Below are 15,950 nucleotides of genomic sequence, written 5' to 3' on the forward strand. Positions count from 1 at the left end.
GGAGTCGGAGCTTGAGGGGCCGGGCTCACCTTTTTCATTACATGGAAGCTGGATGTGCTACCGGAGTACGGCGATCATGTGGTGGCCATCGTCATGGGGGATGAATGGAGCCAGATCCCGGCCTACGTCGATCGGGTGCTGGTGACGTTCAAGTGCTACGGGATCTATCCGCGGCTCGGCGTGCGGCCCCTGCGTCGGCCTTCTTACCTGAACATGCTGGTATTTTTGCGGCATCTGCGTGTGCTGGCGCACTGGCTCCCCGGTGCGTTTCGGTACGGCGGCCGCTATCTGCAACGGCGGCTGCAGGGCAGTGCCATGCCGCCGGTTTACGATCTGCCGCTGGGATACGGCAACCAGTTGCCGCTGCCCGTGCAGCCCATCGAAACGCGGCCGATCGATCTATTTTTTGCCGGAAGCGTCGAACAGGGGTTCCCGAGATGGCTCTGGTCGCCGCACCGCTGGTTTCCCAGCCCAAAGCGGGTTTCCCGAGAGCGTATGCTCCGGACGCTGGAGGCCCTGCAGCGTCGCTTTCCGGAACTGCGTGTTTTCGTGCATACGAACGCCCGTTTTGTGCTCAATGCGCTGGAGTACGGGCTGACCGAGCCCGGCGAAGTGCTGGATACCGAGGCCTACTCGCGGGCGCTCATGGACAGTAAGATCTGTCTGGCGCCGAGAGGCACCTCGGCCGATACGTTCCGGCTGTTCGAAGGGCTGCGGTATGGGTGTGTGGTGATCACGGAGCGGTTACCGGCCCGCTGGTTCTATCGGAATGCCCCGGTCGTCCAGATCGACGACTGGCGCGAACTCCACCGGCTGGTGCCGGAATTGCTGGGAGACGCCCGGCGTCTGCGGGAGCTTTCGCAGGCGGCGTTGCACTGGTGGCGGTCGGTCGCCTCCGAAGAAGCCATCGGGCGCTGGATGGCCGAACGGATCCGGGAGCGACGGCAACAGGTCGCCACGGCTTCGTCTGAAACGGTACCGGTAGGATGATTCATCTGGCGTTCATCACGCACAATGTGATTCCCGGCGACGGGCAGGGACGTGTCAACTTCGAGCTGGCGCGCTATTTTCTGCTGCGCGGCGCCACGGTGACGCTGTTTGCCGATAAAGTGGACCGGCGGCTGCTCGAAATGGGCGCTTCCTGGGTGCCCGTGCACACGGGACCGCTCGGCGAGGCCGTCGATCTCTACAAGGTCTGGCGCTTCCGGGAGCTTTCCGATCGCATCCTGGCCACGATGGATCACCTGTTCGACGTGATCATGGGCTGCGGGGTGGTCACGCGCTTTCCGCACACGGTCAACGCCGTCCACTTCGTGCACGGTACCTGGCTGCGTTCGCCCTACCATCCCGCCCGGCAGAGCCGGCACCCCCGCGCGCTGTATCAGAAACTGTTCTCGCAGCTCAACGCCGAGTGGGAGCAGGAGGCGTTCATTCAGGCCCGGCAGATCGTGGCCGTTTCCGAGATGGTACGGGACGAGCTGATTGCCGTGGGGGTGCCGCCGGAGCGCATCGAGGTGATCGTAAACGGGGTGGATCTGGCCGAATTTCATCCCGGTCGGGCCGACCGGGGCCGCCTGGGATTACCCGAAGGAGTGCCGCTGGCGCTGTTTGTGGGCGACATTCGCTCGACCATCAAGAACCTGGACGGCGTGTTGCATGCGCTGCAGCAGGTGCCGGCGCTGCACGTGGCCGTGGTCGGACGGCTGCCGGGCAGCCCGTATCCCGCGCTGGCCGAGCAGCTCGGCGTGGCCGACCGTGTGCATTTTCTGGGCTTCCGGCGCGACGTTGCCTCGCTGATGCGGGCCGTGGACTTTTTCGTGCTGCCCTCGCGGCGCGACTCGTGTCCGCTGGTGCTGCTCGAAGCAATGGCCAGCGGGCTGCCGGTGATCGTTTCGCGACAGGTGGGGACGGCCAACCTGGTGGGCGAAGCCGGCTTTGTGATCGAAAACCCGGAAGATCACGAGGCGCTGGCGCAGGCGATGACCACGCTGACGCGGGAGCCTGACCTCCGACATGAAATGGGTCGGAAGGCCCGGGCCGTTGCCGAGGAGCATAGCTGGGAGCGCATGGCCTCGCGCTATGCGGCGCTGTTCGAGCGGCTGATGGGCCGCAAGTTTCCGTTGCCGGAACTGTACACAGTAGAATAAGCGGCACAATGAAGTTACTGGTGATCAGCCATGCATGTGTTACTCCTATTAATCAGGATTTCTGGAGTTTTGTCATGCATAAATATGGGTGGAATATAGATCTTGTTGTTCCAGAAACATGGAGAGGAGAATATGGTCTTGTTGCTGCACAGAGATGGAAGAGCTTTACAGGCAGAATATGGAAGTTACCTGTTTTATTTTCAGGATCTGTTCCATTGCATATTTACAGGGCAAGACTTGACAAAGTGATCGAGAAAGTTGATCCAGATGTTGTATATGTCCATCATGAGCCTTACGGACTGGCAACTTTCCAATGGTATCTGGCTAATAAGATCGCAAAAAGTGTTCCCATAGGTTTTTTTTCATGGCAGAACATTCTGAAGAATTATCCGCTACCTATCCAGGTGGGAGAACAATGGGTTTATAGAAATAGCAGTTTTGCTTTTGTGGGTTCTAAAGGAGCCGAAGAAGTGTTGCGCGAGAAAGGATATAAAGGACCAGTATATTACAAGCCGGGCTTTGTGAATCTCGATATATACAAGCCATATCCGGAGGAAGCCAGAAAAATAAGGAGAGAATTAGGTGTTGAAGATAAATATGTTATAGGTTTTGTTGGTAGATTAGTAAGGGAAAAAGGTGTTGTTACTTTAGTTAAGGCTCTGGGCTTGCTTGATGATAGGCTTGATTGGGTATGTTTTTTTATCGGAAAGGGAAACTTGTTAGATTTTTTAAAGAGCGAGTCTGTGCGTCTGGGAATTGATAGAAGAGTAATATTTATGGATTACATTAAGCATGAAAATATCCCTTATTATCTGTCTTTGATGGATTTGTTGATTCTGCCTTCTGAAACTCAAAAAAACTGGAAAGAGCAATTTGGGCGCGTCATTATTGAGGCAATGGCCTGTGGGACACCAGTGATTGGTTCAAGTTGTGGAGAAATACCTCATCTTATCCAGAAGACAGGAGGCGGATTGATCTTCCGTGAAGGAAATTACGAAGAGTTAGCTGAGTGTATTGTTAAATTGTTGAATGATGAAGCGCTTAGAAACAACCTGGTAATCAGAGGTGGCAATGTGGTTAGAAATGAATATTCTCTGGAAGCTGTAGCTTCAGCCTTTGTCTGTAATCTTAAGCGCGTTCTGAGAGGATTTTAATGATATGCGGATTGCCTGTTACGCGCTGGTGGAGCAGCACGCCGGGAGCGTGGCGTCGGCCAACTACCTGATTCTGGAGGAACTGCTGCGGCGGGGGCATCAGGTGGACCTGTTCGCCAAGGCCGACTTTGTGCGTCGGCCGGAAGGGCTGGAACGCTGGCCGAATTTCCACTACGAAGGCGTGTTGCTGGAGCGGTTGGGGGCGTTGCGCGACCGGTGGCGTCCGCTCCTTCGTGGCGGTCTGGAACGTGTGGTGGAAGACTGGATCTATCGCCGACATCTGGAGGCCATTGCCCGTCGGGTAGCCGAACGGCACCGACAGCAGCCCTACGACGTGTTGCTGTTTCTGGGCGTGGGGGCTCAGTTCGAGGTGGCGGGGCTTCCGGCGGTGGCCTGGTTGCAGGGCCCTCCGCAGACCGAATGGCAGGCGATCCATCGGCTCCGGCACCGACTGATCGAACTGGCCGGCCGGATGCTCTACTGGAAGCTCCGGGTCTTTTACCGACACCGGCAGCGCGTGGCGCGACGTGAGCTGACCCGCTGCCGGGCCGTGATCTGCGGCAGTGAATGGAGTCGGCAGCACGTGATCGCCTTTGGCGTGCCAGCCGAGCGTGTGTTCGCGCTGCCCTATCCGTTCGATCTGGAGCTGTTTCGGCCTGAGCCGAACGTACCGCCAAGGCATCCGGGCCGACGGACGTTCCTCTGGCTGGGGCGTATCGACCCGCGCAAGCGACTGGATCTGATGCTGGAAGCCTTTGCCCTGCTGCTGGAAAAACGCCGCGACGTGCATCTGGAGATCATCGGACGCTTCACCTATGCCCCCGAGTACCGGCGGCTGATCGAGGATTTTCCGTTCCCGGAGCATCTGACCTACGCGCCTTATATCGCGCGAACCGAAGTGCCGGATCTGCTGCGTTCGGTAGATGTGATTGTGCAGCCCAGCGAAGACGAAAATTTTGGTTCCACGGTGGCCGAGGCGCTCTGCTGCGGCAAGCCCGTGGTGGTGGGTCCCACGAACGGCACCGGCGAATACTGCGGAGCGGCTGCTTTTCGGTTCGAACGCTACACGCCCGCGTCGCTCTGCGCGGCGCTGGAGGCTGCGCTGCAGGCTATCGAAACCGATCCGGCCGGCCTGGCGGCCATGGCCCGTCAGATCGCGGAGGAGCAGTTCGAGGTGCGCCGGGTGGTGGATCGGCTGGAGGAGATTCTGACGTGGACGGCAGGCGTGCAGTCCCTTCGGGAGCCGGCACGGCAGACCGGATGAACATAGCTTAGGGGGCGGTAAAGCAAACATGCAGGTCCTTCAAGTGGGTAGCGGGTGGTTTGCGGAGGCGCCGGGGGGACTGGAGCGGGTCTACGAGGCGCTGTGCCGGTACCTGCCGGGGGCCGGGGTTGTGTGCCGGGGCGTTGTGGTGGGATCTGAAGCGGTGTCGCAGGCCACCGAAGGGCATTTCGTGGCGGCGGCGCGTCCGGATGCGCCGCTCTGGCAGCGCTGGCAGGGCATGCGGCAGGCCGTGCGGCAACTCCGCCGGACGACATCGTTCGATCTGGTGGCCGCCCACTTTGCGCTCTACACGTTCCCGGTGCTGGATCTGGTGCGCGATCTCCCGCTGGTGGTGCATTTCCACGGACCCTGGGCATGGGAGGGCCGCGAGGAGGCAAAAGGCGGCCTGCAGGTGGCCGTCAAGACCTGGCTGGAACGCACGGTTTACCGACGGGGGGCGCGGTGCATCGTGCTGTCGGAGGCGTTCGGCCGGGAGCTGGTGCAGCGCTACGGGGTGGCGCCCGAGCGGGTGCGCGTCGTGCCCGGTGGGGTGGAAGCCGATCGCTTTGCGCTGCCGCACACGCGGCGTGAAGCCCGGGAAGTGCTGGGGTGGCCGACCGACCGGCCGATCGTGCTGAGCGTGCGGCGTCTGGTGCGGCGCATGGGACTGGAGCGACTTATTGAGGCCATGGTCGAGGTGCGGCGGCAGGTGCCGGAGGTGCTTTTGCTGATCGCCGGGCGCGGATCGCTGGCCGACGCGTTGCAGGCACAGATCGACGCGCTGGGGCTGGCGCAGCACGTGCGGCTGCTGGGTTTTGTGCCGGACGACCAGCTGCCACTGGCCTACCGGGCGGCCGACCTGACCGTCGTGCCGACGGTGGCGCTGGAAGGCTTCGGCCTGATCACGCTCGAGTCGCTGGCGGCCGGCACGCCCGTGCTGGTAACGCCGGTGGGAGGGCTGCCCGAAGCCGTACGGGGGCTCTCGGAAGCGCTGGTGCTGGAAGACGCAACCCCGGAGGCGCTGGCGGCCGGACTGACCGAAGTGCTAACGGGTCGGCGGCCGCTGCCTTCAGATGAAACCTGCCGGGCGTACGTCTGCGCCCACTACGACTGGCCCGTCATCGCCCGCCGCGTGAAGGCCGTGTATGAGGAGGTACTGTGAATATGACGGTACGCTTGAATCTGCGCACTCTTTTTCTGGATCACAGCGCGGCACTCGGCGGGGCCGAACTGTATCTGCTCGATCTGGCCCCGGCTTTTGCGCCGCCCGGCGAGGTGCTGCTGCTGGAAGAGGGGCCCTTTTATGAAAAGCTCCGGGCGGCAGGTATCCCGGCCGACGTGATCGCTGCACCCGAAGCGGTCCGGCGTGTGGCGCGGGAGGCCGGACCGTTCCGTGCGCTGCGGGCGGTGCCCGGATTGCTCCGGCTTGCCTGGCGCGTAGCCCGGAAGGCCCGGGCGTTCGATCTGATTTATGCCAATTCCCAGAAGGCGCTGGTGGTCGGGAGCCTGGCGGCGCAGATGGCCCGGCGGCCGCTCGTGTGGAACCTGCACGACGTGCTGACGACCGAGCACTTCAGCGCGATGAACATCCGACTGGCCGTGACGCTGGCCAATCGGTTTGCGCGTCTGGTGATTGCCAACTCGGAGGCTTCGAAAGCAGCTTTCCTTGAGGCTGGCGGGCGGGTGCCGGTCGTGGTAGTGCACAACGGGATCGACGTCGAGCGCTTTGCGGCCGTCGATTCGGAGCAGGTGGTCGCCCTGCGCCAGAAACTCGGTTTGCGCGACGGGCCGGTGGTCGGACTCTTCAGCCGGCTGGCACCCTGGAAAGGACAGCATGTGCTGCTGGAAGCATTGGCCGAGCTACCGTACGTTCAGGCGATTCTGGTGGGGGAGGCGCTGTTTCAGGACGAACAGCTCTACGCCGAGCAGCTCCGGAAACGCGCGGCGCAGCCCGACCTTGAAGGGCGTGTGCATTTTCTGGGATTTCGGGACGATGTGCCGGAGTTGATGCAACTGGTCGATGTGGTGGTGCATACGTCCGTCGCACCCGAACCGTTCGGCCGGGTGATCGTCGAGGGCATGCTGGCCCGTCGTCCCGTCATCGCCACGCGAGGCGGAGGGGCCGTGGAAATTGTGCGCGATGGGGAAACGGGCCTGCTGGTGCAGCCTGGCGATGTGCAGGCGCTTGCCGCCGCCATTCGGCACCTGCTCGAGCACCCGGATCAGGCCCGTCGACTGGCCGAAGCTGCCTACCGGGATGCCCGCCATCGGTTTTCCATAGAGGCCATGCGTAAAGGAGTCCACCAGGCACTGGCCGCCCTGCAGGAAGCTTGACAGCGGTTTTCTTTTTTTCCATACGGTACGCGGCGGCGGGTACATAACGTAATTACGCATTCCAACGTAAATCGGCCTTCTTTTCCTATTCTGCGCACGGCCGAGCTGATCGGCATATCGTTGGCCCCCGGCATCTCCGGCCGGTGCCCGTTCGGGTCCGGGAACGCCCGCCTTCCAACCAGCCAGAAGCAAGATGTCGGAGACGATGCGTTACGTCTGGGGACTGTTGTCGATCGGTTTATTGCTCGCGCTGGGGCTGACGCAATTCCTGAAGGCTGACGAAGAAGTCGTCGTCACGCTTCCCATCGAGGTCATCGGACCCGACGGCTATACGGTGGCCGTCGAAGTGTACGTGTCCGACACGACCGGCGTCGATTCGCTCTACCTGAAAGCCCACAACCTGGGCTACAACTACACGCCCGCGCTTGAAGACACCGGCGGTTACGATAAGAAGGCGTCGTTCCGCATCAACGGCGGGCCGTGGATTCCCATCGACAATGCGCACTTCAAGGCCTTCTATCCGGAGGCGGTCATGTACCGGGAGCCGCTCACCGGGCCTATCGGCGGGCCCTACAAGACGTTGCGGGGGATGATTTCCATTCGGGAGACGGGTAAACTGAAGCCCGGACGCAACGTGATCGAGTTTCGCTTCAACGGGACCGAGGGGGTGACCTCGGGCTATCGCGTGCTGGAGCTGGACCTGCGGCGAGGCGGACGAAACGGCACGAGCGTGCTTGAGGGAACGCGCTTCGTATGGGATGATCCTGCAACATGGGGGCCGCCCGAGGGGTACGACACGCCGGAAGCCGTCGCCGAGGGCAAGGCGCTCTGGCTGGAGCGACGCATTCTGACGGCCAACCCGCTCAACCCCACGCCCATCGTGGCCGCCTGCGCCGATTGCCATGCCGAAAGCGGTCGCGACCTGAAGTACTTCAATTTCTCGAACCACGCCATCATCGAGCGCGCGAAGTTCCACGGGCTCTCGGAGGATGAGGGCAAGAAGATCGCCGCCTACATCCGCTCGATCGATCTTGGACTTCCGCCCGGCGAGACGGTGTCCACCTGTGGCGGCAGGCCGTGGAATCCGCCCTACCAGCCGGGGCCGGGGCTCTCGAAGCGTCCCGTGGAGTGCTGGGCGGCCGGCGCGGGCGTCGACTGGGCGCTTGCGGAGGACCGCGACGTGCTGGCCTTCCTGGCGCCTGATGCGGCCACCGAAGCAGCTTTGAACGCGCTTCAGGGTGTGCCGCCTTCCCCCGAACACTTCCCGGCACGTGCGGATCTGTCGGTGGAGAATCTGGTGCGGCGCTTCGATCTGAAGAAGTCTTTGCCGCTCAGCGACATCCCGGTGGCCTACCAGATGCCCGACATTTTCGATTGGTGGCCGGACATCTATCCGGGGGATTACTTCGGAGATGAGGCCTTCCACAGCTCACAGGCCTATCAGAACTGGAAACAGGCCTACGAGGAGTTAGAACAACCCGGAAAGGTAGATGCGCTCATCGAAGAGGCAAAACGCGACGTCAATAGCTGGATGAGCCGGGGGCTTCCGACGTACTTCCGCTTCGAGATGAACACGAAGGACATGCCGCAGGACCTCAGGCCGTATTTGCCTGAATCCTGGCAGCAGAACACGGGCGAGGGAGAGATCGCTAAGCTCTCGGTGCGGCAGTGGATCCTGATCAAGCTCTGGGAGCTGCTTCACGAGCACAAGTTAGAAGATACGACCGTCGAGGTCTACGGAAATAATGCCCGCTCGGGTGAGATCGACCTGACAGGCTGGGACCGCAACTGGCCCGTGCGCGGCATGTGGGTCTACGACATGGCCACGCACAAGCAGGGAAGCAAGTTCGCAGACATCGGGCCCTACCCGACAAAGCCGCAGGATTTCTACTTCTCGATGGCCTGGTACCAGATGGCTCAGATCCTCAACAGCGGCGTGCGCACCTCAGGCGGCACGACGAACGTCGACTGGAACTACGTCTTCGGGCTCATTAACGACGTGCAACGTGAGTACCGGGTTCGTTTCGGCGCCGAATATCTCAAGAGTGTCGTTACGATGATGCAGACGCGCACGTCGTGGTACGTCGAAAACAATGCACCCGAGTGGATGGTGCCGGGTTTCGGCAAGCAGAACCGCCCGGGCTTTAAGGACCTCAAAGAGTTCATGCCGCTCAACTGGTTCTATCTCGGGCATAAGCAGCGCACCGAGGAGTTCACGCCCGAGGAGATGCGAAACATCACCGAGGCGCTGCTCCGGGTATGGATCGAAGAGGCCGAGCGCTACGACGAGCGGCACTTTGAATACATCCGAATGCTTGATGCAAAAGACTGGAGGAAAGACAATCTACTACCTCAGGACACGACCTACGACGTGCGCTACGAGCGCTGCAACAGTGCCGTACCGCTCGATCCGAACTGGTACAAGGACGAGGCCATGCTGCAGTTCCTGTATCAGGCCCAGTGCTACGGGGTAGACGAGGCCGTGCTCGATCGTGTCGCACGTTATATGGAGCGCATGAGCCCCGGAGGGAACTGGGAACGGTTTTTCCTGAGCACGGACACCACGCACCAGACGCTGACGCTGGAAGCCGGTTGGAATCTGGTTTCGCTGCACGTGCAGCCCGCAAGCGACCGCCTCGACGACCTGCTGACACCGATTCGCGATCGCCTGGTGCTGGTCAAGGACGGAGACGGCCGCGTCTACAGTCCCGAGCTGGGCGTCGACCAGATCGGCCGCTGGGACTGGCGTCGCGCCTACATGATCTTTGTGGCCGAGCCGACGACCTGGACGGTCGAAGGTCGTGCGATTCCGGCGACGGCGAGCATTGGCCTGGAGGCGGGCTGGAACCTGATTCCCTACTGGCCGACGACGTCGATGCCGGTGTCGGAGGCGCTGGCCTCGCTGGGTTCGTCGCTGGTGCTGGTGAAGGACCTGGAAGGGCGGCTCTACTTCCCGGAATACGACATCTACACGTTGCAGACGCTGGAGCCGGGCCGGGGCTATAAGGTGTACGTGAGTCGTGCGGCGACGCTGACGTATCCGGCTTCGGGAAGCGGCAAGCGGAGTCCGGCGGCGGCCTCTGTGGAGGATGGCGTGGCAGTGATGAGCAGCGTGCTGATTCTGGAGGGATTGCCGGAAGGCGGCTGGGTGCAGGTGCGGACGGCGAGCGGCGAAGTGGTCGGGGAAGGCGTGGTGCGAGCGGGCAGGGTGGCCGTGGTGGTCCGGGGGGATGAGCCGCTGACGGAAGTGCGCGAGGGTGCCGAGGTCGGAGAGGCGCTGACGTTGTGGTGGGTGGACGAGGACGAGGCGCGGCGGCTCGAAGTGCGGCGGGTGATGGATGTGCTTGGAGGAAGGGAGCTTTCGGCCGCCCTGCAATTTACGCCGGACCAGGTGTGGGTGGTCGAGGCGGAAGGCTTGCCGCTGGAGTTTGCCGTACAGGCGCCCTATCCGAATCCGGTTGTCGAACGCGCCACGATTTCCTATCAGTTACCGGAGGCGGCGGAGGTACGGCTGGAGGTGTTTGATGTGCTCGGTCGGCGGGTGGCGACCCTGGTGGACGAACGTCAGGAAGCCGGCATTCATCGCGTGGTCATCGACGCGCGTGATCTGGCCGGTGGTACCTATTTCTACCGGCTACAGGCCGGTCCCCATCGCGCCGCCGGGCAGATGGTGGTCATTCGATAGGGCATCTGTGTACCGGCCGAAAGTGGCCGGCATCTCTTCCCTGATCATCCACGAGCTACGCGGCTTCTGCGTGTTCCTGCGCGCTTGTTCCACTTACTCCGCGAGGCAGGATCATGCAGTACTGCCGTCGTTCGCTGTCTGCGCTCCTCTGGGGCGCGCTGGTGTTGCTTGGAAGCTGGGTGCTGATGACTTCCTCCCGAAAGCTCCAGGCTGGCGAAGAGGTGGTCGTGAAGCTTCCCATCGAAGTGATCGGTCCGGATAGCTTCGTGGTGGCCATCGAGGTCTTCGTGAGCGACACCAGCGGGGTCGACTCCATGTACCTTAAGGCTCACAACCTGGGCTATAAATACGTGCCCGAGTTGGATGGTAGTCCAGACTACGATAAAAAGGCAAGCTTCCGCATCAACGGTGGGGCATGGATTCCGATAGACAATGCGCATTTCAAGGCCTTCTACCCGGAATCGAAGATGTACGCCCCGCCGCTTACCGGCCCGATCGGTGGGCCGTATCAGACGCTGCGGGGCATGATCTCGATTCGCGAAACCGGAAAGCTCCGGCCCGGACGCAACGTGATCGAGTTTCGCTTCAACGGGACGGAGGGGATCTCTTCGGGCTACCGCGTGCTGGAGCTGGATCTGCGACGGGGCGGACGCAACGGCCCGAGCGCCCTTCAGGGAACGCGCTTCGTGTGGGATGATCCTGCAACATGGGGGCCGCCCGAGGGCTACGACACCCCGGAAGCCGTGGCCGAGGGCGAGCGGCTCTGGGAAAGCCGACGCATCCTGCTGAAGAACGCCCGCGAACCTGTTCCGATCGTGGCCGCCTGCGCCGACTGCCATGCCGAAAACGGCTTCGACCTGAAGTACTTCAACTTCTCCAACCACGCCATCATCGAACGGGCGAAGTTTCACGGGCTCTCGGAAGACGAAGGGAAGAAGATCGCCGCCTACATCCGCTCGGTCGATCTGAAGCTTCCCGAGGGCGAGACCGTCTCGAGCTGCGGGGGACGTCCCTGGGATCCACCCTACCAGCCCGGCCCCGGACTCTCGAAACGGCCCGTCGAGTGCTGGGCCGCGGGCGCCGGACGCAAATGGGTGCTCAGCTCGGACCGCCAGATGCTGGCCTTCCTGGCCCCGAGCGCGCGCTTTCGCGCCGAGCTGGACGCGCTCCAGGGCACGGCCGAGCCCGGATCGCTCCGTCCTGAGGCGGATCTGTCCTGGGAGAACGTGCAGCGCTACTGGCGCATGGACTCGACGCTCGTGCTTGCGGACATCCCCGTGGCCTTCGAGCTTCCGGACATCTTTGCGTGGTGGCCGCAGATCTATCCGGGCGACTTCTTCCCGGCGGACGTCTGGTTCAGCTCGAAGTACTACCAGAACTACGAGAAGGTTAAAGAACTACTTGAGACGAACGGCCCCGAATACTACATCGAGAAGCAGCGCCAGAGCCGCAACTCGCCAGCGTGGGACGAAGGCCTGGCGAAGCTCTTCGCCGACTACAATTTCCGCCTGAATCCCAAGCACAATGACCACGAAGACCTGAGTCCTCCGCCGGAGTGGGGCGGGCGCTACCCGACGCATCCGGTCGGCCGCATGATGCACATCGCCGTGGCCCGCTGGTTCCTCATGAAGATGTGGGAGCTCCAGATGGAATACAAGCTGGAGGACCACTACGCGGACGTCTACGGCGACAACGTGCGCGGCATCCCCATGGAGAAGGCCGATCGGGCGCTGCTGCTCACGGGGCCGTGGCTGATGGACCAGACGATGCACCGCCTTTCGAAGAACGACCTGGCCTTCGCCGCGCCCTATCCGACGATGGCGCGACATCATTACGAGGATCTTTCGTGGTGGCATCTGGCCACGGTGCTCACGCCGAAGCTCCGGACCGACAATCCCTCGAGCGGCGCGATCGACTGGTCCTACATCTTCGAGCAGAGCCGGCGGGCGCTGGAGCGCTACGGCCGCGACCACACGATTGGCCATCTCTACTACGTGATCGCCGCCATGCAGGCCCACACGTCGTGGTATGCTGACGAAGGCTTCACGCCGGGATGGGGATCGACGCGTCGGCTCGGCGTGCGCATGATGAAGACCGGCTCGCCGCTCACGTGGTTCATGTTCTACATGCCCAACGGCTTCCGGGAGCTGGATCGGGACACGCTCCGGATGATCACAGAGAACCTGCTCCGGAGCTGGCTGATCGAAGCGCGGCGCTATGACCTGAAGCACTGGCAGTCGCTCTATGGAGATGAGCGCGTAGGCGGATCGAAGGGCATCGAGCCGCCCGAAACCGTCTTCGACGTGCCGCAGGAGCGCTGCACCGAAGACGGTCATCCGGCGGCCAATGTCGAGATCAACGACTGGAAGAACCGGGCTTTTATGCAATACCTGTACAACGCGCAGTGCGTGGGCGTGCGTCCGACGCTGCTCGACAGCGTGGCGCGCTTCTGGGAAGCGATCTCTCCGGGAGGGAACTGGGAACGGTTCTTCCTGAATGATGAGGAAACGCCGACCCGGGCCGAGGAAGCGCCGGATTCCGGGACGTTCTCGCTGGAGCCGCTCTATCCCAATCCGGCCGTCCACAGGGTGACGATCGCGTACACGCTGCCCCGGGTGCTGCCCGTGCGGCTGGAGGTTTATGATCTGCTGGGACGCAGGGTGGCCGTGGTGGTCGATGCCGTGCAACCGGCCGGAACCCATCGGATGCCCTTCGAACTGCAATCGCTGGCCAGCGGACGCTATGTGGTTCGATTGCAGGCAGGGCCGCACGAGGCCAGCCGCTCGCTGATCGTGCAGAATTGACACTCCCCCGCTTGAAAGCGGGGGATTCTTGCTTCACCGATCCGAGCCTGCCAGCATGAAAGCCGACGAGGACTTACCGGGATCTCCACAAGCTCGACTTCGGGTGTGTCCCACCCTACGAATGTTCTCGGCCGCGTTCGCGTCGCGCTGGTGTTCTGCCCCACACTCGGGGCAGGTCCAGCAGCGGACGTTCAGCGGCAAGTTGTCTATGACGTGACCGCACGCGGAGCAGCGTTTACTGCTGGGGAAGAAGCGGTCGATCAATACGACGGTACGCCCGGCCATCTCAGCCTTGTACTGCACCAGTCGGAGGAGTTCACCCCATCCGGCATCCGAGATGGACAGAGCGATGTTGCGGTTGCGGACCATGTTCTTCACTGCCAGCGACTCGAAGCAAAGGACTTGGTTCTCGTCCACAAGCTTGCGGGTCAGCTTGTGCAGGAAGTCTCTGCGTTGGTCCGCAATCTTGGCGTGGATGCGGGCCACCTTGCGCCGGGCCTTCTCCCAGTTCCGGCTTCCCTTTTGCTTCCGGCTCAGGCTTCGCTGCGCCCGCTTGAGGCGACGGAGGCTCTTGCGGAGATGCCGGGGGTTGCCGCTATACCACACCTCCCCGTCGCTGCTGGATGTGACGACGAGATCGTTCAGGCCGAGGTCAACACCAATACTCCGATTCAACTTCGGCAAGGGTTTAGCATCTACCTCAACAACAAAGGAGACGTGGTACCGCCCGGCCGAGTCAAGCGTCACGGTGCAGGACGAGGGCTTTGATGGAAGCGTGCGGCTCCACCGGACTTTGATCGTGCCGGGGATCTTTGCCAACTTCAGCCTGCCGTCGCGCACGTCGAAGGCGGTGCCGACGTAACGAGCACTTTGCCGATCTCGCTTACGCTTGAAGGAGGGGTAGCCGCTGCGGCCCTCGAAGAAGTTGGTGAAGGCCCGTTCGAGGTTGCGGAGGCTCTGCTGCAGAACGACGGCGGAGCATTCGGCAAGCCAGGCGGTTTCGGCCTCCTTCTTCTTCTGGGTGAGCAGCTGAGCCGTTTCAGCGTAGCCCATGCTTCGCCCTTCGCCGTAGTAGGCGTCGGTGCGAAGCCTGAGAGCCCAATTGTACACCCAGCGGGCGCACCCAAACGTCTTGGCGAGTTCGGCGCGTTGCTCCGGATTGGGGTAGAGACGGTATCGGTATGCCAGTTGGTAACCCATTTCTACAACGATACCCCCATCCCTGTAGATGTTCCGCTCAGTCGTGCCGCCGTCTGTAGACGGCGGAGAACTCCTTCGCAGAAATAGCCGGGGCTTATCCAGACGGATAGCTTGCGCCATTGGCGCATAACGGATCGGTCAAAACCGGTGCGCCGCAGTCCGGGCGACGCCCTAATCTTTTTGATGCGTGCGCCGTAGTATTGCTAAGGGCGCGCATTCGGAGACCGTTCCATTTTCAGGGGGGCGCATGCAACAGATCAGCCGCCAGGAGCACGGGGGACCGGTGGTCAGCATTCTGATCCCGACGTTCAACCGGGCGGGGTATCTACAGGCGGCGCTGGCGAGCGCCTGCGCCCAGACCTATCCGAACCTGGAGATCATCGTGCTGGACGACGCCAGCTCTGATCATACCCCGGCGGTGGTCCGGGCCTTTCAGCAGCAGGATGATCGGATTGTGTACGTGCGCAACCACCGAAACCGGGGTCTGGTGGCCAACTGGCGACAGGGCGTCGAAATGGCGCGCGGCGACTTTTTTTGCTTTCTGGGCGACGACGACACGCTGGAGCCGGCTTTTGTGGAGACGCTGCTGCAACCGCTTCGTCAGGATGCCCGCCTGGTGCTGGCTTTCTGTGATCACTGGGTCATGGACGGTGAGGGGCGGCGGCTGCCGGATGACAGCGAGCGAAACACCCGGCGCTGGCGACGCGCGCGCCTGCCGGAAGGTCCGGTGGGCGATTTCCTGCGGGTTGCGCTGATCGATCGGTCCGTGTTCATCGGGGCCGTGCTGTTCCGCCGGGCGTCCGTACATCCCACGTTTCTGGCCGATGAGGCGCGGGCCATGGTGGACCTGTGGCTGTTGTACCGGTGCGCGCAGCAGGGCGGCGCCTACTACGTGCCGCAGCGGCTGGCCAGTTGCCGCTGGCAACCCGGCGGCGTCAGCCGGAGCTGGAACTGGCGTCTCTACGGGTTCGAAGGCGAACTATTCTGCTACCGGCACTTTCTGCAGGATCCGGCGCTGGCGCCGTACCGACCGGTTTTCGAAGCCCGGATGGCCTATGCGTTGACCACCTACGGCAACACGCTGCTCAGCATAGGACAGCGGGTGGCCGCACGGGAGCGTTTGCGACAGGCGTTGCGCCTGCGGTGGACGCTGCGCAGCAGCGTGGGCTACGTCCTGACCTGGCTGGGACCGCCGGGGAGCTGGATCTCGCGCGGGGTGCGCTGGCTGCGCAGCCGGTTCTGGCGCAAACCCGTTCCCAACTATCCGGAGGAATTGTTTCGGTACACGGTGCCGGATCTGTCGGTAAAATCCATGCCTCCCGCATCTGAAGAAGTTGCGCCGTTGACCCTCTCTTCCTGAGC

The 15,950-nt window shown here is 62.3% G+C and carries 10 protein-coding genes; 9 read left to right on the forward strand and 1 reads right to left on the reverse strand.

Annotated features, from left to right (window positions below; all coding sequences use genetic code 11):
- Window positions 1-54 precede the first annotated feature (54 nt).
- The 8 genes from GYH26_RS06050 to GYH26_RS06085 all read left to right on the forward strand — a co-directional run bounded on the left by GYH26_RS06050 (window position 55) and on the right by GYH26_RS06085 (window position 13,388).
- The gene (locus GYH26_RS06050; protein WP_242006619.1) at window positions 55-990 is read left to right on the forward strand and encodes a hypothetical protein; all 936 of its coding nucleotides are present in this window, start codon (window positions 55-57) and stop codon (window positions 988-990) included.
- A complete protein-coding gene (locus GYH26_RS06055) occupies window positions 987-2,147 on the forward strand; it encodes a glycosyltransferase family 4 protein (protein WP_012843647.1) in 1,161 nt (386 codons plus the stop codon). The genes GYH26_RS06050 and GYH26_RS06055 overlap by 4 nt, the downstream gene beginning before the upstream one ends.
- 8 nt (window positions 2,148-2,155) lie before the next feature.
- Window positions 2,156-3,301, forward strand: a complete 1,146-nt coding sequence (locus GYH26_RS06060) for a glycosyltransferase (RefSeq protein WP_161540884.1) — start codon at window positions 2,156-2,158, stop codon at window positions 3,299-3,301.
- Between the two features lie 4 nt (window positions 3,302-3,305).
- Window positions 3,306-4,565, forward strand: coding sequence for a glycosyltransferase family 4 protein (locus tag GYH26_RS06065; protein WP_161540885.1), 1,260 nt, complete (start codon window positions 3,306-3,308; stop codon window positions 4,563-4,565).
- Window positions 4,566-4,593: 28 nt separating this feature from the next.
- Window positions 4,594-5,727, forward strand: a complete 1,134-nt coding sequence (locus GYH26_RS06070) for a glycosyltransferase family 4 protein (RefSeq protein WP_161540886.1) — start codon at window positions 4,594-4,596, stop codon at window positions 5,725-5,727.
- A 2-nt stretch (window positions 5,728-5,729) separates the two neighbouring features.
- Entirely contained in the window at window positions 5,730-6,899 is a 1,170-nt protein-coding gene (locus tag GYH26_RS06075) for a glycosyltransferase family 4 protein (protein WP_161540887.1), read from the forward strand.
- Between the two features lie 193 nt (window positions 6,900-7,092).
- Complete coding sequence (locus GYH26_RS06080; protein ID WP_161540888.1) at window positions 7,093-10,584, forward strand: T9SS type A sorting domain-containing protein; 3,492 nt, start codon at window positions 7,093-7,095, stop codon at window positions 10,582-10,584.
- A gap of 113 nt (window positions 10,585-10,697) precedes the next feature.
- Complete coding sequence (locus GYH26_RS06085; RefSeq protein ID WP_161540889.1) at window positions 10,698-13,388, forward strand: T9SS type A sorting domain-containing protein; 2,691 nt, start codon at window positions 10,698-10,700, stop codon at window positions 13,386-13,388.
- A 33-nt stretch (window positions 13,389-13,421) separates the two neighbouring features.
- Here the strand turns inward: GYH26_RS06085 and GYH26_RS06090 are convergent, their stop codons facing one another.
- A complete protein-coding gene (locus tag GYH26_RS06090; RefSeq protein ID WP_161540890.1) occupies window positions 13,422-14,588 on the reverse strand; it encodes an RNA-guided endonuclease InsQ/TnpB family protein in 1,167 nt (388 codons plus the stop codon).
- 247 nt (window positions 14,589-14,835) lie between these two features.
- Here GYH26_RS06090 and GYH26_RS06095 point away from each other — a divergent pair, with 247 nt between their 5' ends.
- The gene (locus GYH26_RS06095; RefSeq protein WP_161540891.1) at window positions 14,836-15,948 is read left to right on the forward strand and encodes a glycosyltransferase family 2 protein; all 1,113 of its coding nucleotides are present in this window, start codon (window positions 14,836-14,838) and stop codon (window positions 15,946-15,948) included.
- The last annotated feature ends 2 nt before the right edge of the window (window positions 15,949-15,950 follow it).

The organism is Rhodothermus marinus (assembly GCF_009936275.1).
Lineage (GTDB): Bacteria > Bacteroidota > Rhodothermia > Rhodothermales > Rhodothermaceae > Rhodothermus > Rhodothermus marinus_A.